Source organism: Marinarcus sediminis (SeqCode), from assembly GCF_048571275.1.
Classification (GTDB): Bacteria; Campylobacterota; Campylobacteria; order Campylobacterales; family Arcobacteraceae; genus Marinarcus; species Marinarcus sediminis.
The window spans coordinates 2,392,567-2,417,783 of sequence record NZ_CP182357.1 but is presented as its reverse complement, the minus strand read 5'-3'; the positions used below and the strand labels follow the sequence as shown (position 1 = coordinate 2,417,783).

At 33.1% G+C, this 25,217-nt stretch carries 18 protein-coding genes; 17 read left to right on the top strand and 1 reads right to left on the bottom strand.

The window, feature by feature from the left end; translation table 11 throughout:
- Positions 1-96 precede the first annotated feature (96 nt).
- The 11 genes from ACNI3C_RS12045 (at position 97) to hypF (ending at position 14,542) form a co-directional block, all read left to right on the top strand.
- Positions 97-1,338, top strand: coding sequence for a hydrogenase small subunit (locus ACNI3C_RS12045; RefSeq protein WP_419770049.1), 1,242 nt, complete (start codon positions 97-99; stop codon positions 1,336-1,338).
- Positions 1,331-3,070: a nickel-dependent hydrogenase large subunit gene (locus tag ACNI3C_RS12040; protein WP_419770048.1), complete on the top strand. Its 1,740-nt coding sequence runs from the start codon at positions 1,331-1,333 to the stop codon at positions 3,068-3,070. The genes ACNI3C_RS12045 and ACNI3C_RS12040 overlap by 8 nt, the downstream gene beginning before the upstream one ends.
- A 19-nt stretch (positions 3,071-3,089) precedes the next feature.
- Entirely contained in the window at positions 3,090-3,773 is a 684-nt protein-coding gene (locus tag ACNI3C_RS12035; protein ID WP_419771463.1) for a cytochrome b/b6 domain-containing protein, read from the top strand.
- 139 nt (positions 3,774-3,912) lie between these two features.
- Positions 3,913-4,488 (top strand): hydrogenase maturation protease, encoded by a 576-nt coding sequence (locus tag ACNI3C_RS12030; protein ID WP_419770047.1) that lies wholly within the window; start codon positions 3,913-3,915, stop codon positions 4,486-4,488.
- On the top strand, positions 4,479-6,020 hold the full coding sequence (locus ACNI3C_RS12025; protein ID WP_419770046.1) for a Kae1-like domain-containing protein: 1,542 nt from the start codon (positions 4,479-4,481) through the stop codon (positions 6,018-6,020). The genes ACNI3C_RS12030 and ACNI3C_RS12025 overlap by 10 nt, the downstream gene beginning before the upstream one ends.
- 486 nt (positions 6,021-6,506) lie before the next feature.
- The gene (locus ACNI3C_RS12020) at positions 6,507-7,664 is read left to right on the top strand and encodes a hydrogenase small subunit (protein WP_419771462.1); all 1,158 of its coding nucleotides are present in this window, start codon (positions 6,507-6,509) and stop codon (positions 7,662-7,664) included.
- A 3-nt stretch (positions 7,665-7,667) separates the two neighbouring features.
- The gene (locus tag ACNI3C_RS12015) at positions 7,668-9,398 is read left to right on the top strand and encodes a nickel-dependent hydrogenase large subunit (RefSeq protein WP_419770045.1); all 1,731 of its coding nucleotides are present in this window, start codon (positions 7,668-7,670) and stop codon (positions 9,396-9,398) included.
- A 14-nt stretch (positions 9,399-9,412) separates the two neighbouring features.
- A complete protein-coding gene (gene cybH / locus ACNI3C_RS12010; RefSeq protein WP_419770044.1) occupies positions 9,413-10,099 on the top strand; it encodes a Ni/Fe-hydrogenase, b-type cytochrome subunit in 687 nt (228 codons plus the stop codon).
- A gap of 2 nt (positions 10,100-10,101) precedes the next feature.
- Positions 10,102-10,665 carry a HyaD/HybD family hydrogenase maturation endopeptidase gene (locus ACNI3C_RS12005; RefSeq protein WP_419770043.1) on the top strand — a complete coding sequence of 188 codons (564 nt, stop codon included), beginning with the start codon at positions 10,102-10,104 and terminating at the stop codon, positions 10,663-10,665.
- Positions 10,649-12,307, top strand: a complete 1,659-nt coding sequence (locus ACNI3C_RS12000) for a hypothetical protein (RefSeq protein WP_419770042.1) — start codon at positions 10,649-10,651, stop codon at positions 12,305-12,307. Before ACNI3C_RS12005 ends, ACNI3C_RS12000 begins: the two co-directional genes overlap by 17 nt.
- A 6-nt stretch (positions 12,308-12,313) precedes the next feature.
- Entirely contained in the window at positions 12,314-14,542 is a 2,229-nt protein-coding gene (gene hypF, locus ACNI3C_RS11995) for a carbamoyltransferase HypF (protein WP_419770041.1), read from the top strand.
- On the opposite strand, the gene ACNI3C_RS11990 is transcribed toward hypF, so the two are convergent.
- Positions 14,527-15,639: a GIY-YIG nuclease family protein gene (locus tag ACNI3C_RS11990; RefSeq protein WP_419770040.1), complete on the bottom strand. Its 1,113-nt coding sequence runs from the start codon at positions 15,637-15,639 to the stop codon at positions 14,527-14,529. The two genes, hypF and ACNI3C_RS11990, sit on opposite strands and share 16 nt — an antisense overlap.
- Positions 15,640-15,923: 284 nt before the next feature.
- Between ACNI3C_RS11990 and ACNI3C_RS11985 the strand changes: the two genes are divergently transcribed.
- The 6 genes from ACNI3C_RS11985 to ACNI3C_RS11960 all read left to right on the top strand — a co-directional run bounded on the left by ACNI3C_RS11985 (position 15,924) and on the right by ACNI3C_RS11960 (position 25,199).
- Positions 15,924-16,616 carry a sensor histidine kinase gene (locus tag ACNI3C_RS11985; protein WP_419770039.1) on the top strand — a complete coding sequence of 231 codons (693 nt, stop codon included), beginning with the start codon at positions 15,924-15,926 and terminating at the stop codon, positions 16,614-16,616.
- Between the two features lie 20 nt (positions 16,617-16,636).
- Positions 16,637-18,619: a methyl-accepting chemotaxis protein gene (locus ACNI3C_RS11980; protein ID WP_419770038.1), complete on the top strand. Its 1,983-nt coding sequence runs from the start codon at positions 16,637-16,639 to the stop codon at positions 18,617-18,619.
- A 397-nt stretch (positions 18,620-19,016) separates the two neighbouring features.
- The gene (locus ACNI3C_RS11975) at positions 19,017-19,709 is read left to right on the top strand and encodes a sensor histidine kinase (RefSeq protein WP_419770037.1); all 693 of its coding nucleotides are present in this window, start codon (positions 19,017-19,019) and stop codon (positions 19,707-19,709) included.
- 19 nt (positions 19,710-19,728) lie between these two features.
- Positions 19,729-22,080: a HAMP domain-containing methyl-accepting chemotaxis protein gene (locus ACNI3C_RS11970; protein WP_419770036.1), complete on the top strand. Its 2,352-nt coding sequence runs from the start codon at positions 19,729-19,731 to the stop codon at positions 22,078-22,080.
- Between the two features lie 392 nt (positions 22,081-22,472).
- The gene (locus ACNI3C_RS11965; RefSeq protein ID WP_419770035.1) at positions 22,473-23,156 is read left to right on the top strand and encodes a sensor histidine kinase; all 684 of its coding nucleotides are present in this window, start codon (positions 22,473-22,475) and stop codon (positions 23,154-23,156) included.
- A gap of 18 nt (positions 23,157-23,174) precedes the next feature.
- Positions 23,175-25,199, top strand: a complete 2,025-nt coding sequence (locus tag ACNI3C_RS11960) for a methyl-accepting chemotaxis protein (RefSeq protein ID WP_419770034.1) — start codon at positions 23,175-23,177, stop codon at positions 25,197-25,199.
- Positions 25,200-25,217 lie beyond the last annotated feature (18 nt).

Sequence of the window (25,217 nt, the reverse complement as noted above, 5' to 3'; positions counted from 1 at the left end):
GTAGGAGTTGAAACGGTGTTTGGGTTTAAGTTTCGTATAAGTGTCAAGTGGGTACTTTTTTAAAAGTAAATGAATATTCATTAAGAGGAGGAAACGATGGCTATAGATTCGCAAGAGATGGTTAAGAAGGTTTTTACACAAAAATCAGCAAGAGTAGATACGAATAAAGGGGATGAGTATTACAATTCACTTTATTCTAAAATGAGAGCAAGGTTAGACTCTTTAAGGAATTCACCAAAACTTAAAGATATTGATATGACTGAAGTCATAGAGATTGAGGGGATCAACAGAAGAGATTTTATGAAGTGGGTCAGTGCAACAACTGCAACGCTTATGCTTCCTCCTATGTTTACTCCACTTGTGGCAGAAGCTACCGAGTTAATGAACAGAGTTCCTGTTATTTGGATTGAGTTACAAGATTGTGCGGGTAACTCTGAAGCTCTTTTAAGAAGCAGTGCTCCCACAGTTGATGAGCTTATTTTTGATGTATTAAGTTTAGAGTTCCATGAAACCATCATGGCGGCTTCTGGTCATCAAGCCGATGCGCAACTGGAAGATGCTTTAGAGACTTTTAAAGGGAAATATCTTCTTTTTGTCGAAGGTTCAATTCCTACGGGTATGAATGGCCAATATGGAACCATTGGTGCTTCTGGTGAAACATTCAGAGCACATTTAGAGAGATTGGCAAAAGATTCTGCTGCGGTTGTTGCGGTAGGTTCATGTGCTTCATTTGGTGGAATTCCAGCGGCTGCTCCAAACCCAACAGGTGCTGTTGGTGTAATGGATATTGTTAAAGGTAAACCTATTATCAATATTCCTGCCTGTCCTGCAAACCCTGCAAATATGGTTGGTGTGGTATTGCACTTTATTTTAAGTGGACAAGTTCCAGAGTTAGATTCATTGTTAAGACCTAAATTTGCCTTTGGTTACAGAATTCATGACAATTGTGAAAGAAGAGCGCACTTTGATGCGGGTGAATATGTTGAAGAGTTTGGTGATGAAGGTGCTAAAAACAACTTCTGTTTATATAAAGTGGGGTGTAAAGGTCCTATGACATTTAACAACTGTTCAATTATTCGATATAACGAAGGTACAAATTGGCCCGTAGGTGTTGGTCGAGGATGTATTGGTTGTAGTGAGCCTGATTTTTGGGATAAATATGCGTATGAAAGACCAATGTCAGATGCTAAAATTAAAGCACCAACGGGTGGCGTAGAAAAAACTGTTGATGAATTCGGACTTGGATTATTAACAGCAACAACAATTGGAATTGCAGCCCATGCAGTGGCAAGTGCCGTTGCGGGTAAAAAATCAGAGCATGGAGAAGATAATGAGTAAGAAACATATTGTAATTGACCCAATAACAAGAATTGAAGGACATTTGAGAATTGAAGCAGTTATTGATGAAAATAATGTCATCACAGATGCATTCAGTTCATCAACAATGTTCAGAGGAATCGAAGAAATCCTTAAAGGAAGAGACCCAAGAGATTGTGGTTTGCTTGCAATGAGAATTTGTGGTGTTTGTACAGGTACTCATTATCAACGAAGTATTGAAGCGGTTGAACATGCATTTAAAATTACCATTCCAAAAAATGCAAGATTGGTACGAAACTTAATGCAAGGTGGATTGTATGTGCATGATCACATTGTTCATTTCTATCACTTACATGCGCTTGATTTTGTTGACATTACAAAAGCGTTAGAAGCAGATCCTCAAAAAGCAGTTGATGAAGCACATAAATGGGCAGGTGTTGCAAAATCAAACCCATGGAATGCAAGTGTAAGTGCATATAAACAAGTTCAAGAAAGAGTGACTAAATATGTAAAACAAGGACGACTTGGAGTATTTGGAAATGCGTATTGGGGAAGCAAAGCGTATAAGCTGACTCCTGAGCAAAACTTAATTGCACTTTCACACTATTTAGATGCATTAGAACTTCAAAGAGAGCTGGCAAAAGCCTTGGCTATTTTTGGTGGGAAAAATCCGCATCCTCAATCATTGGTTGTAGGTGGAGTAACCTGTGTTCAAGACATTAAAAATCCTGCCAGAATTGCAGAGTATAAAAAAATCTTGAAAAAAGGTCTTAAATTTACTCAAGAAGCGTATTTGCCAGATGTTTATATGGCTGGAACAATGTATGCTCAAGAAGCACTTGACGGTGTTGGTGGTGGTTTAGGTAACTTTATGTCTTATGGTGACTTTAACTTAGATGATCTGCCATTTTATGAATCTAAAAAACTCTTCCCAAGTGGTATTGTTTTAAATAAAGATTTATCAAAAGTATTCGATTTAGACCAAACTAAAATTACAGAAGACGTTACACACGCTTGGTATGAAGGTAAAACAAATCTTCACCCATACGATGGAGTTACCAGTCCTAACTATACTGGTTTTGGTAAAAAAGAGAATGGTATTGCGTATTTAGATACGACCCAAAAATACTCTTGGATTAAATCACCACTTTATGATGATGAAAGAATGGAAGTGGGACCATTGGCACGTATGATTGTTGGTGTTGCCAGAGGGGATGAATTGATTACAAAACATGTAACAACATTCTTAAAAAATGGAAACTTACCTACAACGGTTCTTTTCTCAACTATTGGAAGAACAGCTGCACGTGCAATAGAGACAGAACTCATGGCAATTAAATGTGTTGAATGGGCGGATGAGTTGGCTGTAAATGCTGCAAATGGTGATTTAAGTACTTGGACAGAGTTTGATTTTGAAAAAGTTTCTGCAGATACACAAGGTTTTGGTATGGCAGAAGCTCCACGAGGTGCTTTAGGGCATTGGGTTAAAATCAAAGACGGTAAAGTGCTCAATTATCAAGCCGTAGTTCCATCAACTTGGAATGCTGCACCAAAAGATTATAAAGAGAGATTGGGAGCGTATGAAGCTTCATTGGTAGGAACAAAAGTGGTCAATCCGGATGAACCGTTGGAAATTATTAGAACCATTCACAGTTTTGACCCTTGTATTGCGTGTGCTGTGCACATTGTGGATACAAATGGTAAAGAGTTGAGCGTATATAAAGTAAATCCTTTAGGAGTAAGCTGTGCGTAAATTCAACAAGGTTGAGAGAATGACTCCAACCATGCGAACCATTCACTGGATGAATGCGATTTGTATGGTTGTTGCAGTTGCAACCGGGTTATATATCGGGCATCCTTATTATCAAACATTCATAGCTGACCCTGCTGTGGATAAATATGTGATGGCGTGGAACAGATGGGGCCATTTTATTGCTGCCATTATTTTTGATGTTACGGCAATTTTGATTGGTTATTTGTATCTGTTTTCAAAGTTTGAAAAACCGTATAAAAAGATTTTACCAACAAAAAGGAATTTTGTTGAATTTTGTGAAGTCTTTTTTAACCTTATTACATTTAACAGAAGAAAAAACTTTGATTCAACATACAGTGACAGTTACAATATTATGTTCTTCACTTTGTTTCATATCATGTTGGTCTTTATGTTATTAACAGGGCTTCAAATGTATGTGCATGGTTTAGCTTCAGGACACAGCTCTATTGGAGCTTGGTGGCCTTGGTTATTGCATTTTTCAACCGATTGGACATTGAGTGTATTTGGTGGAAATATGGGAGTTAGAATTGCACATCATACGGCAATGTATTTAATTATCATGTGGGCATTTTCACATATTTATTATCAAATCTGGAGAACCATTTTCTGGGGTGAAGGCGATATCAACATTGTTTTAGGTGGATATAAATTTGTGAACGAAGAGGGTAAAAAAGAGAAATAGTCATCGCGATGATTTAATTTTTCGTTAAAATTAAATGGGTTGTAGTCCTCTACAACCCATTTTTTGATTATAAGGTATTATAAATGGTATGTTGGTTCCACTTATAATGCTTTGAGTTTATAAAGTATCAGGAGAGTATATGAAAAATATTGTAATTGGTGTGGGAAATCTTCTTTTTAAAGATGAAGGTATTGGAATTTATGCATCAAAATATATAGAAGAGAATTATCGTTTTGAACCCGAACTCGAAATCATTGATGGTGGAACATTGGGCTTTAAACTCATGAGTTATTTTCAAGAGTATGATAATGTCATTATCTTAGATACCGTATCAATTGAAGATAAGGCAGGTGAGATTTTTAGATTGCCTTCTGATGTACTTTTGGGTTTGGGCAATTACAGAAAAACAGCCCATGAAGTTGAAATTATTGAGATGCTTGAGATTTGTTCTGTATTGGACAAACATGCCCAAGTGACAATATTGGGGATTATTCCTGAAGATATTGTAACCGTTGAAATTGGATTGACTTCCACAATTGAAGAGCGATTTAATGAGTACATTTTACACGTCATAAAAGAGATAGAGTCTTTGGGTATCAAAGCGGATAAAGTCAGTGAAAAAAGTGTAAAAGATATTGCCCAAGCCTTAATTGGAAGTTACAATGGAGAACACTTAAGAAGAATTCCAAATGAAGAAGATACTACATGCAGATAATCTATGAAATAAAATATAACTCAAGAAGTGAATATATCAGAAAAATCATCAATGAGTTAATTTTAGAAGAGAAGATAAAAGCACAATGCAAACAGTGCAATGGATATATCTATATTATCGCCCAAGACAGTGCCGAAGCCATCGAACACTTTTTTCAATGCCTAGAAGAGAAGTTGCCACTGTCTATTTTTATGGAAAGTTCAAGAGTTATTGAAACAATACCAGAAGAGATCACTTTTCTGCCTTTAGAAAATGTACAACCCACTTTGTGTTTAAGTAATGATGCCGTTGTTGAACTCATTAAAAACAATGATCACTCTCAAGCAAAAAATGCCCAAGAGATTGCTGCGGGTAAAATTGTACAACTGCACACTTCCAATGGTTTAAAATATTTTGCGAAACCCAGTGCTATAAACAGAAAAAAACTTGAAGCAGTATCTAAAAATGTCAATATGTTCATTGCCAATACGCATGCTTTTGAGAGCATGCTTTCTCTCAATCAAAAAGAGGTACAACTGCTTTGTTCCATTGAGAGACCCTTGGTTAAACTCAAACTGAATTTTCAAGCAAACAATCAAAACCAATACAGTACAACAAACTATATTTATGCCAAAATGCCCTATGACAAAGAGAGTTTTTTACTCGCATATGAAATCAAAGAGTTGGGCTTTGATGCATTGATTTATTGCAGCAGTGAAAATGTGAATGAAGAGATCAAAGTCAATTACATGGAAGAAAAAACCTTTATTGTTGAGGGGAACAGTGGTCTGTTTCCCAAATATGATTACAATGCACAAAAAGTTTTTAATACTTCAAGAGAGTACTTTGATTTTTATGAAGGTGTTTTTAAAGCAACGTTGAGCGAATACAATAAACGAATCAACTCCACCATTGGTGTCTATTTTACGACTCAAAACAGTAAGAGTGAAATTGCGGTTAATACTCCTTCTTTGGGTAAAAAAACCATTATTGAAGTGCCCAATATTCATCTTAATTTGCAAATCAATCTTGAAGAGATTGGTGATTTAGATGAAAATACGCCTCGTTTGATTGTAAACTACAAAAAAAGATTTCCAAAACTTTTTGAAAATATGGATCTGATTTTTGAAGAGTCTTCAGGGTTTGAATCAATTATTCACTTATGTGCGTATTTGTTGGGGATGAAAAGTTCAAAAGAGTTTGAAGCCGCTGCAAGTAACTGTTCTGTGAAAAGCGGAATTAACATTGACATGAGAATCATCAAACTCAATGGAGTGAACTATTTGGATTATCGACGAACGGTTCAAAGTATGATGAGTTATAAACTTGCCGATGTGCCAAATGATTTATTGGCTTTTTCATTTTATGAGAGTTTGAGTGAATTTATCTCAAACCAAGCGAATACACTTAAAAATGAGTTGAATATCAATGATATTGTATTGTGTGGTAATTTGTTTGCAAATACAACACTTTTAGAAAAGAGTTATAAAGCATTGACCAAAACATTTAATGTCATTTTACCCAAAGAGTACCCTTTGGATTTTAATGATTAAAACACAAGAGCACTGCACTCTTGTGTTTTAGTGATTTGTTTTGCTATAAAATATTATTTTTTCATGAATCACTGTTTGAAGTGAGAAATCTCATCCATAAAAAAAGATTATCAAAAATTCTGCATTAAAAACTACTGATTAATTTAAAGTTAAGTTTAAGTTATGTACTATTCATTAATGAATAATCATTCATAAAATTATTGAGCCAAACTCTTGGATTAGAGCCACTTCTTTTAATTAAATATTTATGAGTAACTGTTTATTTCATCGTCAACTCTGGCGTTATTAATATCTCTTTTTTTAAATACCCAGCCTTTAGTTCTTAAGTTGGGCTTTTTACAAGATATTAAGTGAATAGTTATTCATAATTATTTTTATTTGATGTGATTAATCTTTTTTTTGAGTTTGGTTTTTTTAAAGATAATTAAGTGAATAATTGTTCATTATTTGTAATATTTATGCTATTAAAAAGGATCTATTTTGAATATGACAGAGCTCTTTAATAAACTCTCAACCAGATTGGATGATTTGGAAAAACTTCCAAAGTTGCATGAGAGTCAAACCATTCCAGAGGTTTTAGAAAAAAAAGGGATAAACAGACGAGACTTTATGAAATGGGCAACGGCAATGACTGCTATGCTTGCTTTGCCCGGTTCATTTACTCCATTGGTTGCAAAAGCAGCCCAATTGAGTGACCGATTGCCTATTATTTGGCTTCATATGGCAGAGTGTACCGGGTGTTCAGAATCTTTGTTAAGAACCGATGCTCCTACGATTGACTCTTTGATTTTTGATTATATCTCTTTAGAGTATCACGAAACACTTATGGCAGCAGCTGGTTGGCAAGCCGAACACAATTTAGAACACGCCATTGAAAAATACAAGGGACAATATATTTTGATGGTTGAAGGGGGAATTCCACAAGGACAAAATGCACATTTTTTAACCATTGGTGGACACGGAAGAACAGGAGAACAAAATGCCAAAGAAGCAGCCGAAAATGCTGCTGCTATTTTTGCCATTGGAACCTGCTCTTCATTTGGTGGTGTTCAAGCTGCCATTCCAAATCCTACTGGTGCAGTAGGACTTTCAAAAGTTACGAATAAAACCGTCATTAATGTTCCTGGTTGTCCTCCCAGCGAAAAGAATATTGTTGGAACACTCTTGCACTATATTTTATACGGAACACTTCCTGCGCTTGATGCGTACAACAGACCAAAATGGGCTTATGGAATGCGTATTCATGACTTATGTGAACGGCGAGGTCATTTTGATGCAGGTGAGTTTGTAGAAGAGTTTGGTGATGAAGGGGCTAAAAGAGGTTATTGTTTGTACAAAGTAGGGTGTAAAGGGCCTTATACATTTAATAACTGTTCAAAAAATAAATTTAACTCTCATATGTCGTGGCCAATTCAAGCGGGTCATGGATGTATTGGCTGCAGTGAACCCGATTTTTGGGATACCATGGGGCCTTTTGAAGAACCTGTTGCAGATAAAATGTATAACACCGTTTTTGGTGGAGCAGGGGCAGATGCAACTGCTGATAAAATTGGTATTGGCTTATTAAGTGTAACCGCCATTGGTATCGCAGCACATGCGGTTATAGCCAATGTTAAAAATCCAAAAAGTGATGATGAGGAATAGAAAATGGCAAATAAAAGAATCATAGTTGACCCAATAACAAGAATTGAAGGGCACTTAAGAATTGAAGTTGAAGTAGATGAAAATAATGTTATACAAAATGCTTTTTCTTCGGCAACATTATGGAGAGGATTAGAAACCATTGTAAAAAAAAGAGACCCCAGAGATGCTGGTTTTTTAATGCAAAGAATTTGTGGTGTTTGTACGTTTTCTCACTATCGAGCGGGGATTGAAGCGGTTGAAAATGCGTTAAACATTGTACCACCAATCAATGCAAAATTGACACGAAGTTTGATGAACCAAGCACTCTTTATGCACGATCATGTGGTGCATTTTTATCATCTTCATGGTTTAGATTGGGTGGATATTACATCTGCTCTTAAAGCCGATGTGGCAAAAGCGAGTAAAGAGGCGTTTAAATACTCAAAATATCCGATTGCTACAGGTGAAAATGATTTGTACAGAGTTAAAGAGAGAGTTCAAGAGTTTGTAGCAAAAGGACAACTGGGTCCATTTGCCAATGCATATTGGGGACATAAAACGTTTAAATTTACACCAGAACAAAACTTAATTGCTTTAAGTCATTATTTAAAAGCACTGGAAGTTCAAAGAACGGCAGCTCAACTCATGGCACTTTTTGGAGGGAAACAACCTCACCCACAAAGTTTAACCGTAGGTGGAGTAACGTGTATTATGGATTTACAAGATCCTTCACGAATGGGTGAATATTTGACCAAATATAAAGAGGTGGCAAATTTTATAGAACACGCTTATTATGCAGATGTTTTAATGGCAGGTGCTGCTTATGCTAAAGAACCCAGTGTCACACAACAAGCAGGTACGATGAACTTCATGTCTCATCAAGAGATGCAATTAAACCGAAGCGAATATCTTTTTGACACAGGGATTATTCTCAATGGAGATTTATCAAAAGTGTATCCTATTAATGAAGATTTGATCACCGAAGAAGCAACACACTCTTGGTATAAAGAGAATGAACCTTTACACCCTTATGAAGGGAAAACAAATCCAGACTATACTGGCTTTAAAGAGAAAATGACAGTAGGACCTGATGGCAAAAATATCTCTTCTCAAGCCATTGATGAAAAAGGAAAATACTCTTGGATTAAATCACCAAGATATGATGGCAAAGCAATGGAAGTAGGGCCATTGGCAGCGGTATTGGTTTCATATGCCAGTGGAAATAAAAAAATCAAAAAAGTTGTGGATGCGTTTTTAGAGCAAACAGGATTGCCTGTTGCTGCACTTTTTACCACATTGGGGCGAACAGCAGCTCGTGCACTGCAAGCAAAAGCCATCATTGATAATGGTTTAGAAACATTTAATACCCTTATTGAAAATTTAAAAGTGGATCAAGAGACCTATACAACCTATAAAATTGACAAAAGCAAAGAGTATAAAGGTCGATTTATTGGGGATGTTCCAAGAGGAATGCTCAGTCACTGGGTTCGTATTAAAAATGGGGTAATTGAAAACTATCAAGCCATTGTGCCTTCAACTTGGAATGCAGGCCCTGAAGACTCTACGGGTTTAAAAGGTCCTTATGAATCAAATCTTATTGGTTTAAAGGTTAAAGATTTAACCCAACCTTTGGAAATTATTCGAGTTATTCACAGTTTTGATCCTTGTATTGCCTGTGCCGTTCATGTCATGGATACCAAAGGAAATGAACTGGGGCAATATAAAGTTGATCCGATTTATGCAACCAGATGCTAAAGAAAGGCTAAACAATGATTGAAAGAATATATGAGTTTTCTGGCGTTTTACGATTTAACCACTGGGTAAGGGTTGTTACTATGTTGGTTTTAGTTGTAACGGGGTTTTATATTGCAAAACCTTTTTTAACGCCATACGTTACGGATGAACCGGTTAATTTTATGAATGCCTTGTGGCGATTTTGGCATTTGGTGTTTGGATTTATATTAATAGCAACAACTTTGGTGAAGATATACTTGTTTATTTTCGATCGGCAAAGTAAAAACGAACGAGTTTCATTTTTTGATTTTATCTCTCCAAAGATTTGGATACAACAAATAAAATATTATATGCTAATTGGTAAACATCCACACGGCAGAGGGATTTATAATCCACTGCAGTTTATTGCCTATTTTATTATTTTCATGACACTGTTTTTAATTTCGTTAACGGGAATGATTTTGTATGTTCATGTTTACCACGATGGATTGGGTGGTTTTTTCTATGAGATACTCAGACCCTTTGAGATGCTTATGGGTGGATTAGCAAATGTACGAGAGATACATCATATTACGATGTGGATATTTTTATTTTTTATCCCTGTACATATTTATATGGCGGTATTTAATTCTTTGTATGGGAAAAGTGGTTCAATGGATGCCATATTCAGTGGATATACTTGGCATACTCAGCATAAAGAACATAAAGAGCATAAGAAATAAGCATGAATATTCTGATATTGGGAATAGGAAATATTCTTTTTCAAGATGAAGGTATTGGTGCACATTTTGTGCACTATCTTGATGAAAAATATACATTTTGTTCAAAAAGTGCCACAGTGAGTATTGTTGATGGTGGAACATTGGCACAAAGATTGATTCCTGAAATCATTAAATATGATGAAGTAATCATTATTGATTGTGTGGATGCCAATGATTCAAAAGCGGGGGATATCTATTTTTTTGATTTTAATGCAATGCCTAAACAGATTAATTGGCAAGGCAGTGCTCATGAAGTTGAAATGCTTCAAACACTCAATATGATTGCCATGAACAAAGACCTTCCTTCGACAAAAATTTTAGGGGTTATTCCCAAACGTATTGCCGATGATACGACTTTTGAATTAAGTTCTGAAATAAAAACAGCCGTTAAAACCATGGAAAAAACCATTATAAATCATCTCAAAGATTTGAATTTGGATGTTCAAGTTATTTCACCAAAACTTTGTATTGAAGAAATTGCACAAATAAGTTTTAAAAGGAACATTATCCATGGTCCTTGTTTATAAGTTTGAATATCTTTCTAATAACAGTGTACTCATTAACAATTTACATGCTTGTGCTAAAAAGTATGATTTAGAGTATACTATTTCAAAAGAGAACAATCTTATCAATTTGTTTGTTGAAGGTTCACTGGAAGTGCTTAATGTTTTTTCCAATGAACTTTCACACTCCCTTCCCATGTCGATTTTTATCAAAAATGTCGAGGTTGAAAGTGTTGAAGAGTTTCCTAACGTTGTGAGTGAAACATCTGCTTCCGAGTTCCCTTTGAGTTTTTGTAAAAAATGTTTAACTCAAGTTGAGAATAAAAAAGATCGTAACTACTACAACCCTTTTCTTTTTTGTAGTCATTGTGGTCAAGATTTAAAAACCAATGAGTTAATACTTTTTGAAGGTAAAAAAGAGATAAAAAAGTCCAATAACATCGAATATTTTGAGTCAGTTGCACAATATATTCATAATGGCAAAAGAGTAAAAATCAGAACCTTAAGCGGTGAGTTTATTTTTTTTAAAATAGATGAAAAAGTTGCTGCAGAAGATAATATTAAACTTTTATGTACCGATTTGAATGCACTTCAAGAGTTTTTTACGGTTTCAAAAGAAGAGGTCATTGCCCTAGCTTGCATTGAAAAACCAGCAATAATGTTACATATCAATGAGGCCACACAAGCAAAAAATATTTTTAAAGAAAAAAGGCTTAATGTACGGTATGTCAACGATCTTTTTTTATATCTTTTAAGTTTGGAATTGGAAAAGTATGCGATAAAATTTTTAGCGTATACACAAAAGGGTGAATTTGACTATAGTTTTACTTTTAGTGCAAAAAAAGAGTATAAAGAGATTCCCATACCTGAAATTTCAGTTTCAGACAATGGTCAAATTTTGGTATTGAATTCACGTGATTATGATGAAAAACTCAATGTGGCGTATCAACAATTCAATGAAAAAGACAAAGCACAATTTATGGTGCTTTTAAGTGAGAATCAGCTCTTAAATAAGAGCGTTTTAAATTTTTATATAAGCAGTAAACACTCTGATGGAACAACTCTGTATAGTCCAAAAATTGATGGAATGCTTGATATTTTTAACGTCCAATTGCCCCCTTGTATCGAAGATGTTTTTAATACAATAAAAGAAGAGCCTTTGGGATCAACTCTTGTAACAAACTATCAAAAAGCGTTTCCAGAACTTTTTGAAAAAGCGTTATGTTTTGATACACACACGATTCAAAAAAATTCAGTTTATGGTTTGTGGAGCATGGTGTGTGTTATTTTAGGATTTGAAGAAGATATGTTAACTTTGGCATCTGATGTTGTTTTAAAAAAAGGTCCCAGAGTTGATTACCAACTCAATATGTCAGATAAAATATTTAAACGTCAATTAAATATTGCCAAAGTCATACAAAGTGGTATCAGTTATAAATTAGCAGGAACATCCGCAAATGTTATAGCCTTAGGTTATATTGAGAGTTTTGCTGAGTTTATCTCCCGTTGTGTTGATGAAGTCGAAGAAGAGATGAGTTTAGATGGAATCTCATTTTGTGGAGATCTTTGCGCAAACAGAGTGATTTCCCATTTTATCGACAGAAGTATTACAAAAAAACATAAAATATATTATAATAAGGACTTTCCTATACAAATAAACGAGTGAGCATGAATGCAAAATTATAGAGTTGAAGTCAAAGGTATTGTTCAAGGGGTGGGGTTTCGTCCCTTTGTCTATAATCTTGCATTAAAATTGAATTTAAAAGGGTATGTAAATAATGACTCATTAGGGCTTACTGTGTTCTTACAAGGGGAAAAGAGCTCAATAGACTCTTTTCTAGAAGAGCTTCAACTTCATCCTCCTGTTTTAGCTAAGATTGATAAAATTACGGTGTATCCTATGACTGCAGACAAAACCTATGCTTCGTTTGAAATCATACAAAGCACAAATGATGTGACAAAAACAACTCTGATTTCTCCTGATATTGCGGTGTGTGAAGATTGTATTGCTGATATTAAAGATTCCAGCAACTTCAGATACAACTACGCCTTAACCAATTGTACAAACTGTGGTCCAAGGTACTCTATAATTAAAACGGTTCCTTATGACAGAGTAAATACTTCCATGAAAAAATTTACGTTGTGTGAAACTTGTCAAAAAGAGTATGATGACCCAACAAACAGAAGATACCATGCTCAACCCATTTGTTGCCCAACGTGTGGACCTAAAATTACATTGTACGATAATCAAAACAATGAAATCTCTTCTGGAATTGATGCCATTAACGCAGTGGCACAAAAATTAAAATTGGGGGAAATTGTTGCCCTTAAAGGTTTAGGTGGATTTCATTTGGTGTGTGATGCCAGCAGTAACTATGCTGTAAAAAAACTTCGACAAAGAAAAAACAGACCAAGAAAACCTTTTGCCTTAATGTGTAAAGATATCCAACAAGTTGAACAAATAGCGATAATAACTCAAGAAGAACGAGCCATTATTGCATCAAAAGAGAAGCCCATTGTTTTAGTGGCAAAAAAAGAAGGGAGTGTTTTAAGTTCAGAAATTGCTCCTTGCATCAATGATATTGGTCTTTTTTTAGCCTATACCCCTTTGCACTATTTGTTGTTTGAATATTTTGACAAACCCATTGTAGCAACGAGCGCAAATTTGAGTGATGAACCCATTATTCGTAAAAAAGAGGAGATCATAAAAAAACTGGGATTTGTGGTTGACTTTATTCTTGATTTTGACAGAGAAATTATCAATGCATGTGATGACAGTGTGGTAAAGGTGGTCAATAACCAACTTTTTAAACTGAGAAATGCCAGAGGGTATACGCCTGCTTCCATTAAACTTGAGGAGAAAAGTAAAAAGAATATTTTGGCACTGGGCGCGAATCAAAAAAATACCATTGCGTTGTGTTTTGAAGACAATATTGTACTCTCTCCTCATATTGGTGATTTGAACTCCATTGAAGCCATGGAGTATTTTGAAAGAACAATTGAGAGCTTTGAACGTTTTTATGATTTTAAACCCGATGTGATAGTATGCGATAAACACCCCAATTATGAGACAACCAAATGGGCAAAAGAGCAAAATATACCTTTGGTACAAATCCAACATCATTATGCCCACACTTTAGCGTGTATGGCAGAGTTTCATTTAAAACAGTCTGTCCTCTCTTTTGCATTTGATGGCACAGGATATGGAGACGATGGAAATATTTGGGGAGGAGAAATTTTGTTGGCTTCAAAAAAAGAGTATGTGAGAATCAATCATTTTAAAAACTTTAAACTCTTAGGAGGGGAAGTGGCAATAAAGCAGATAAAAAGAGTAGCCCTTTCACTTCTGTTTGAAAATTATACTCTGCAAGAACTTTTTGCTATAGACAATGCTACTATCAAAGCTTTTTCAAATAAAGAGATAGAACTTTTGCACACCATTTGGATGAAAGAGTTAAATGCCCCCTTAACCTCTTCGGTGGGAAGACTCTTTGATGCAGTTTGTTCTTTTGCAGGTATTGAACAAAATGTAAGTTATGAAGGGGAGAGTGGATTGCTTGTTGAACAAGCGTATGATAAAACCATTCAAGAGTCATACGCTTATGAAATTACAGCTGAAGGCATTGACATATCACAAGCCATTGTTCAAATGATAGAAGACAAAAAGAGTGCACTTATTTGCACAAAATTTATCAATATGTTGAGTTCTATTATAATCGATATAACAAAACAAAACCCTGACTTACCCGTAGTATTAACAGGAGGGGTTTTTCAAAATAAGGTTTTACTTCAAAGAGTCACTTCCCAATTGAATGCCATAAAAAGAGAGTACTATTACAGTAAAGCTATCCCTTTAAATGATGCAGGAATTTCATTGGGACAACTTTATTCACAATTATGATTATTCAAGCTTAAAACACGTTGTTTATTTAATTTGGGCAATTCTCCGTTGACATGAATAAATGAGTTCAGTAAAAGCATCTCAAAATTTTGGTAATCTGTCGTTCTGATAATACGAAAATAGATCTCTTCATTCTCTTTAAAAAAGTTTTTAATGGTGTTTGTATGTGCCGTTTGTGAAGTGTATGTTAATAACCTCTTTTTAATATTTTGTGATGATCCAATATAAATGACATTGTTACTGGAAAAAGGGTATTTCTCTATTTTATTTGAAGAGAGTTCATAAACACCTTGTGTATTATTCTTTAAATATTGCAGATTTTTTTTATTGAGTATTTTTTTACTCTCATAGTAATTGTCATTCAGCAAAAAGAAATTGAAATTAAAATCTTTTCGTTTATATGTTTTTGGAATCAAATACTTATTTCTGATACTGCAGGTGGTTCTTCTTGAAAGCTTAATATTATATTTCTTATAGAGTAAATCAGCAATATCTTTATCTCCTTGTATGGTACCTTTATCGGTATCATCATTGATAATATCTTTGATGTATAAAGAGTATAAAAAACCTTTTGTAGGGATTAAATGATTGAGTTTAAAAATCTTATCTTCTGAAATATAGGTGATATTATTTAAAATTTTAGATAAAACTGAGGCATCTAAATAGGAGTCATATTCTTTGATGTATTCAAGAATAAATGTTTTTCTATCAAGAACAAGCATATCTTGATAATAATTTGTTCGCAGAAACTCTTTTTGCATGGAGAATAACAAAGTTATTGTTTTAATAAGTGTTTCATTTCTTATATTGATGTTTAAGAGTTTTAAATGGTTTTCATCTTCTAAAGGTTCATAATAAAATTTTAATACAAAAAATTTAGAAAAGTAAGCAATCCCCTCTTCAGATAATAAATAATTTTTTTTTGAATCGTTTTTTAAAATATTTCTTGATAAATATTTAACTCTAATTTTTTTCTCTTTACACGCTTTTTTAAACCAATTTTTGGAAAAGATATTTTTTTTTAAGTGATTTAAATAATTGTTATAACTCATTTCATATAGAGTGTTGGTGAGTTTATAAAAGGCCAGTTTTTTCATTTTTGGATTTTAACATAATCAAATAAAAATAAAATGAAATTAAATGGCTAATTAATTGAAAGATAAGATAAGATAAGATAATCACCTTAGTGGAATAATTAAAAATAATATTTTGAAAAGTTATTAGTTTTGCAAGAGTACTATAAATTAATAGTAAGTGAGGTGATTGTGTTTTTTAAAAAAGATGAACCAATCTCAATTATGCGTATTAACATTCATTTTATTATTTTATTTTTAAACCATCTATTTTTTTCAGCTTATCTTTTCTTTTAAAGGAGATTACGATGAATCTAAAGCGAAATAATAATTTCTTAAGTGAGAGTAAACTTTTGCATGGAACAGAAGTAATGCAAGCGCTTATTACTCAATGGAAAGAACAGTTAAGTTTAATCTATACGAAATCATCTGGAACTTTAGTGAACTTGGAAATGGGTGTGCTTACTGAAAGCATGTATAAAGAGACACTTGAGAGTATCAATGAGAATATTAAACAACTCATTCCTACCATGAAATACTTTAATGATTACTTTAATCAAAATAATGAAAAAAAGTTTTTTAACTTAGAAAACTGCATAGAAAATAGCCTTATGTTGGTGTATCCATTTTTTGAAAGGTCAAAAATAGTTGTGCATACAACTTTTGAGAGTCATATCGAGATATTTGGAGTAGAGACAGAGTTGATGCAAGTACTCATTAATATCTTTAATCGACAAATATTTATTTTAACTCAAAATAAACGTGTTTTAAATGGTCAAATATTTATTTCAACAAAAATCAGTATGAATCAAATTGAGATAAGCATAAAAAATAACAGTGAAAAGGATATAGAAAAAATAGAAAAAAGCAAAACACTTCCAACAACAAAGGAGATATTAGAAGAGAGTTTTAATGCAGAACTTAAAATTCAAAATGAGAAGTTCTATATTAACAAACAGAGGTTTTGTGGTAATGCTTTTATTATCACATTAAATACATAATTTTTAACTAGGAGAAAAAAATGTTAAATCAAATGAGTACAAAGAAAAAACTCTTGTTATTCCCCACGCTATTTGTTCTTATTGTTATAATAAGTGGCATCATCTATAACCATTACAGCACTATTTCAAATACAAGAAATGAAGCTGCTTTACATACAAATAAATTCATCCAAGAAGTTTTAAATGGAAGAATTGCTGTTTATCAATTTTCAAGATTGCCCAATGAAGCGGGTGCCCAAAAAGTAAAAGATAAGTTTAATGCCATAAGTAACGACGTCAGTTCTTTTAAAGAGGGGTTGAGTAGTGATAAGAACCAACAGTTATGTGATGATATTATTAACTTGACAACAAAATATATTGAAGCGTTCACTCAAGTTTCTGCTTTAGAAATTGAGGCGTTTAACGAACACAGACAAGAGGTATCACCAGAGCGTAAAAGTATTATGTTGGGTATGGCTAAAATAGGCGTAGCCCTTGAATTAAAATTAGAAGAGATCAATAAAAGTGCTTTAGAGTTAAAAAATGAGTCAAATTCATTTTTAGACAATATGTTGTTAACTTTAGCCATTGTTGCTATTGCCATTTTTGTCATTGTTTCTTTAATAATATCAAAAGAGATTATAAATTCATTAAACAGCTTCAAAGTAGGGTTGCTTTCGTTTTTTTCTTATCTTAACAAAGAAGTGAAGAGTGTAGATTTAATAAAACTGGATGGTGAAGATGAGTTTGCCCAAATGGCAAAAGTAGTTAATTCGAATATAGAAAAAACACAAAAATTAATCGAACAAGATAACAACTTAATTGATGATGTAAAAAGAGTGGTCAATGAAGTGGGCAATGGACGACTAAATCAAAGAATAGAAAAAAGTACTCAAAATGAGAGTCTTCAAGAGTTAAAAACCATTTTTAATAATATGCTTGATGTTACTACACATAATGTGTGTGAAGATATCAATAAAATCACACGAGTATTAGACAGTTTTGCAAAATTAGATTTTAGAGACAGAGTTGAAAATGATGTAGGAACTGTAGCAAAAGGGTTAAATAATCTTGCTGATATTATCAATTCCATGTTATTGGAAAATAAAATCAATGGATTAACACTGGATGAGAGTTCTCATGTTCTTTTAGACAATGTCGATAAACTTAATGCTAGTTCAAATGATGCGGCTTCATCTTTAGAAGAAACCGCCGCAGCCTTAGAAGAAATCACCAGTAACATCAGACTCAATACTGAGAATATTGCTCAAATGTCAAATCTCTCAACCGATGTAACGGCTTCTGCAAACCAAGGTGAAAAACTTGCCAATGAAACCAATGTCTCTATGGATGAGATTAATGCACAAGTTACTGCCATTAATGAAGCCATAACCGTCATTGACCAAATTGCATTTCAAACGAATATCTTATCTTTGAATGCAGCCGTTGAAGCAGCAACTGCAGGGGAAGCGGGGAAAGGGTTTGCCGTGGTTGCTCAAGAGGTACGTAACTTGGCTTCACGAAGTGCAGAAGCTGCATCTGAGATTAAATCATTGGTTGAAACGGCTACTTCAAAAGCCAATCAAGGGAAAAATATTGCAGGTGATATGATTGCAGGATATAAAAAACTCAATGAAGATATTTCTAAAACCATTAATTTGATTTCCGATATTGAAGGGGCTTCAAAAGAACAACTGTTAGGAATTGAGCAAATCAATGATGCAGTCAATCAATTGGATCAACAAACACAACAAAATGCGATGGTTGCTTCACATACACAAGATATTGCTGTTTTAACCGATGAGATTGCAAAACTCATTGTCAGTAATGCCAATGCCAAAGAGTTTCATGGGAAAGATGAAGCCAAAGGCAGAGCTATGAGTAAAAGAGAAGAGATTCCAAACATAGAAGTTGCCAAAGTAAAAGCAAAACCAAAAATGTTTAAATCACCAGAAAAAAAAAGTGAAAAAATAATCAAAACAAATCATTCTGAAACATCCAATGAAGAGTGGGAGAGCTTTTAAGCTCTCTTCTTATTATTGCTCTTTTTATCTTTTAGTACAGATAAAAAGAGTATTCCTATTTTTTTATCCACTGCTCATTTAATTTTATTATTAAATTCAACTTCTCTTATTTATTTTTTTATTTTTTCAGTTTAACATAATCAAATAAAAATTAAATGGCTAATTAATTGAAAGATAAGATAAGATAAGATAAATTCACCTTAGTGGAATAATTAAAAAAAATATTTAAAAAAGTTATTAGTTTTGCAAGAGTACTATAAATTAATAGTAAGTGAGGTGATTGTGTTTTTAAAAAAGATGAACCAATCTACATCATGAGAATTAACATTCATTCCATTATTTTATTTTTAAGCCATCTATTTTTTTCAGCTTATCTTTTCTTTTCAAGGAGATTACGATGAATCAAAAGCGAAATAATAATTTATTAAGTGAGAGTAAATTTTTGCATGGAACAGAAGTAATGCAAGCGCTTATTACTCAATGGAAAGAACAGTTAAGTTTAATCTATACGAAATCATCTGGAACTTTAGTGAACTTGGAAATGGGTGTGCTTACTGAAAGCATGTATAAAGAGACACTTGAGAGTATCAATGAGAATATTAAACAACTCATTCCTACCATGAAATACTTTAATGATTACTTTAATCAAAATAATGAAAAAAAGTTTTTTAACTTAGAAAACTGCATAGAAAATAGCCTTATGTTGGTGCATTCATTTTTTGAGAGGTCAAAAATAGTTGTGCATACAACTTTTGAGAGTCATATCGAGATATTTGGAGTAGAGACAGAATTGATGCAAGTACTCATTAATATCTTTAATCGACAAATATTTATTTTAACTCAAAATAAACGTGTTTTAAATGGTCAAATATTTATTTCAACAAAAATCAGTATGAATCAAATTGAGATAAGCATAAAAAATAACAGTGAAAAGGATATAGAAAAAATAGAAAAAAGCAAAACACTTCCAACAACAAAGGAGATATTAGAAGAGAGTTTTAATGCAGAACTTAAAATTCAAAATGAGAAGTTCTATATTAACAAACAGAGGTTTTGTGGTAATGCTTTTATTATCACATTAAATACATAATATTCAATAGGAGAAGAAAATGTTAAAAAATTTAACAATAAAAATGAAACTTATACTTTCATTTTCGGTGATGGTTATTTTAATTGTCTTTTTAGCTTCATACAGTACATATGGAATTGCAAAATCTGGGGAGGGTTTTACAAATTACAGAGAAATGGCAAAAGACAGTGTTTTAGCTGGACGGGTTCAAGCCAATATGCTTATGATGAGATTAAGTGTAATGGCATACCTTGATAAGAAAGAACAGTCAAACATTGAGGGGTTTGAGAATTATTTTAGAAAAACAACTGAGTTTATTGAAACGGCAAAAAAAGAGATTGAAAATCCAACTCGAGCACCTATGGTATTAGAGATTGAAAATCAACTCAAAATATATAAGCAAAGTTTCTTGGAAATCATTGAGTTTATGAAAAAAAGAGATGATATCAAATTCAATACGCTTGATGTTTTTGGTCTAAAAATCGAAAAAGATTTAACTTTTGTAATGGAAAGTGCAAAAAAAGATAAAGACTTTGAGACCTCTTTGAAAACAGCAGAAGGGTTAAGAACTCTCTTATTAGCAAGACTTTATACCATGAAATTTTTGGAGTCAAACTCTCAAAGTGATTATGATAGGGTGCACAAAGAGTTTATAACTTTGAATGAAGAATTATTGACAATAAGAAAAAGTGTACAAAATCCCAAAAGAAGAGAAATCTTAAAAGAAATTATTCATTTAATAGAGACGTATGAGAAGGGAGTTGCTTCAATACATCAAATTATCATTGAGAGAAATAAAACTATTAATGAAAAAATCAATACTATTGGACCAAAAGTCGCAGAGTTATCGGAAAATATAAAATTATCAATTAAAGATGATCAAGATAAAATTGGTTCTGATGTATCTCAATTGAATCAAAATCTTGAATTTTTAATCATCATAATATCTCTGATAATTTTAGCATTTGCAATCACATTAGCTGTTATACTGCCTCGAAACATCGCAACACTTTTATCTTTGTTTCAAGATGGATTAATAAACTTTTTTAAATATTTAAACCGAGAATCAAACGAAGCAGAATTAATCGCGATTGACTCAAGCGATGAATTTGGAGAGATGGCAAAAGTGGTTAATGGGAATATTGAGAAAACTAAAAAAGGTATCGAAGAGGACAGAAAACTCATCGATGAAACCATTGCAGTCTTAGGAGAGTTTGAACAAGGAGATCTTTGCCAACGGTTGGATATAAGTGTTTCAAACCCTGCATTAATGCAATTAAAAGATGTCTTAAATAAAATGGCAGATAATTTAGAGAACAATATTGATAATGTATTAAATATCATTGAAGAGTATGCTTCATACAGTTATTTAAATAAAATAGATACCAAACATTTAAAAGAGCATCTTTTAAAATTGGCCACAGGAGTGAATACCTTAGGGGATTCCATTACAGGAATGCTTTTAGACAATAAAATCAATGGATTAACACTGGATGACAGTTCTGCTATGCTTTTAAAAAATGTTGATAAACTTAATGCCAGTACCAATGAAGCTGCCTCATCTTTAGAAGAAACCGCCGCAGCCTTAGAAGAAATCACCAGTAACATCAGACTCAATACTGAGAATATTGCTCAAATGTCAAATCTCTCAACCGATGTAACGGCTTCTGCAAACCAAGGTGAAAAACTTGCCAATGAAACCAATGTCTCTATGGATGAGATTAATGCCCAAGTTACTGCCATTAATGAAGCCATAACCGTCATTGACCAAATTGCATTTCAAACGAATATCTTATCTTTGAATGCAGCCGTTGAAGCAGCAACTGCAGGGGAAGCTGGGAAAGGGTTTGCCGTGGTTGCTCAAGAGGTACGTAACTTGGCTTCACGAAGTGCAGAAGCTGCATCTGAGATTAAATCTTTAGTAGAAAATGCCACTTCAAAAGCCAATCAAGGGAAAAATATTGCTGGAAATATGATTGAAGGGTATAAAAAACTCAATGAAAATATCTCTAAAACCATTACGCTTATTGGAGATGTAGAGAGTGCTTCAAAAGAGCAACTCTTAGGAATTGAGCAAATCAATGATGCGGTGAATCAACTGGATCAACAAACACAACAAAATGCGATGGTTGCTTCACAAACCAGAGATATAGCTGTATCAACAGATGAGATTGCAAAACTCATAGTCAATGATGCCAATGCCAAAGAGTTTCATGGAAAAGATGAAGCCAAAGGAAGAGCTATGAGTAAAAGAGAAGAGATTCCAAACATAGAAGTTGTAAAAGCAAAAGCAAAACCAAAACCAAAAAGTTCTAAATTTACAGAGCAAAAAAGTGTAAAAACACTCAAACCTAAAACCTCTGAATCCAATGAAGAGTGGGAGAGCTTTTAAGCTCTCTTGTCATTATTACTCTTTTTATCTTTTGCTACAGATAAAAAGAGTATCCCTATTTTTTTTCTCTTTTTCCTATTTAATTTTATTATTAAATTCAACTTCTCTTATTTATTTATTTAACTTAAAAATATAAAAATAATTTAAAATATAAATGGCTAATTAATTGAAAGATAAGATAAGATAAGATAATCACCTTATTGATATATATAGAAAATAATATTTTAGAAAGTTATTAATTTTATATATATAAGACAAATTAATATTAGGTGAGATGACGGTGTTTCAAGAAAAAAAGAGGCAAATAAAAGCATCAATATTACAAACAGTTCAATTGGCTTGTACACCATTTAATACTCTTCATTTATATATAAAAAATAAAAATAGATCCCATGCAAAAAAATAATTTGTTAAAAGAAAAAAACTTTTTACATGCGGCAGAAGTAATGCAAAATCTTATTGCTCAATGGGAAGAGCAATTAAATTTAATGTATATACAATCTTCTGGAAGTTTACTTAATTTGGAGATGGGTCTATTTGATGAATCCATCTACAAAGAGACACTTGAAACAATCAATGAGAATATTAAACAACTCATTTCAACAATGAAATACTTTAATGATTATTTTAATAAAAGCAATGAAATAACTTTTTTTAATTTGGAAAACTGCATTCAGAACAGCCTTACTCTTTTACAACTCTTTTTAAAAAAGTCCAAAATCATTGTATATACAACTTATTCCACTCATATTGAAATATGTGGAGTAGAGACTGAAATGATGCAAGTATTTTTAAATATTTTAAACGATTATATCTATATATTAACTCAAAACAGAAGCAGAAAAAAGAGATATATCTTAATCTCAACTCAATCAACGATGAATCAAATTGAGATTTCAATTAAAAGCAACAGCAAAAACTCTATTGAATTCTTAAAAAAAAGTCCAACTTTACCCACATCAACAGAGATAATTGAAGAAAATTTTAATGGAAAAATACAAATCAAGAAGGAGGAATTTTATATTAAAGGGGAGAGGTTTTGTAGCAGTAATTTTACTATTACATTAAATAAGTAATTTTAAATAGGAGATTAAATGTTGAAGAACATAAAAACAAGTACCAAATTGAGTTTGGGGTTTGGAATTATATTGGTGTTAATGGCTATATTGGGATTTATTTCATTGCAACGTATGAGTATGGTCAATGACCAGTCAACCATAATGGCAGAAAATTGGATGCCAAGCATTAAAGTTGTTGAGGAAATTAATACCAATACATCTGATTTGCGTATTGCCGAATTTTTGCATGTATTGTCTCAAACTCCAGAAGAGATGAAAGAGGCTGAAAACTCTATTAACGAAGTAAAAAGTGTTTTAAAAACGAATCGTAGAATCTATGAAAAATTGATCTCTTCAGCTGATGAACAAGCTTTGTATGACAAGTTTTCAGAAAAGTTTGAAGCGTATATGAAAATACATGAGCATTTATTATCTGTATCAAGAGAAAATAAAACCCAAGAAGCGATGGAAATTCTCAGAGAAGGCGCAATTGTATTTAATGATTACTCACATGATATGCTTGAATTGGTGGATATGAATGTTAAAGGAGGAGAAGCGGCCAGTGCCCAAGGTGATGTTGTATACGAAACTGCTCAAACAATAGTAACTTCCCTTATTCTTATAGCCCTTGTTTTAGGTACAGCAACAGCTTTTTTAATTATTCGTGAAATTTCAAGTAAACTTGAGAGTTTTAGAATAGGCTTAAACAGTTTTTTTGCATACCTCAATTTAGAGAGTAAAACAGCAGAATTAATCGCGATTGACTCAAGCGATGAATTTGGAGAGATGGCAAAAGTGGTTAATGGGAATATTGAGAAAACTAAAAAAGGTATCGAAGAGGACAGAAAACTCATCGATGAAACCATTGCAGTCTTAGGAGAGTTTGAACAAGGAGATCTTTGCCAACGGTTGGATATAAGTGTTTCAAACCCTGCATTAATGCAATTAAAAGATGTCTTAAATAAAATGGCAGATAATTTAGAGAACAATATTGATAATGTATTAAATATCATTGAAGAGTATGCTTCATACAGTTATTTAAATAAAATAGATACCAAACATTTAAAAGAGCATCTTTTAAAATTGGCCACAGGAGTGAATACCTTAGGGGATTCCATTACAGGAATGCTTTTAGACAATAAAATCAATGGATTAACACTGGATGACAGTTCTGCTATGCTTTTAAAAAATGTTGATAAACTTAATGCCAGTACCAATGAAGCTGCCTCATCTTTAGAAGAAACCGCCGCAGCCTTAGAAGAAATCACCAGTAACATCAGACTCAATACTGAGAATATTGCTCAAATGTCAAATCTCTCAACCGATGTAACGGCTTCTGCAAACCAAGGTGAAAAACTTGCCAATGAAACCAATGTCTCTATGGATGAGATTAATGCCCAAGTTACTGCCATTAATGAAGCCATAACCGTCATTGACCAAATTGCATTTCAAACGAATATCTTATCTTTGAATGCAGCCGTTGAAGCAGCAACTGCAGGGGAAGCTGGGAAAGGGTTTGCCGTGGTTGCTCAAGAGGTACGTAACTTGGCTTCACGAAGTGCAGAAGCTGCATCTGAGATTAAATCTTTAGTAGAAAATGCCACTTCAAAAGCCAATCAAGGGAAAAATATTGCTGGAAATATGATTGAAGGGTATAAAAAACTCAATGAAAATATCTCTAAAACCATTACGCTTATTGGAGATGTAGAGAGTGCTTCAAAAGAGCAACTCTTAGGAATTGAGCAAATCAATGATGCGGTGAATCAACTGGATCAACAAACACAACAAAATGCGATGGTTGCTTCACAAACCAGAGATATAGCTGTATCAACAGATGAGATTGCAAAACTCATAGTCAATGATGCCAATGCCAAAGAGTTTCATGGAAAAGATGAAGCCAAAGGAAGAGCTATGAGTAAAAGAGAAGAGATTCCAAACATAGAAGTTGTAAAAGCAAAAGCAAAACCAAAACCAAAAAGTTCTAAATTTACAGAGCAAAAAAGTGTAAAAACACTCAAACCTAAAACCTCTGAATCCAATGAAGAGTGGGAGAGCTTTTAAGCTCTTCACCTTGAGAGA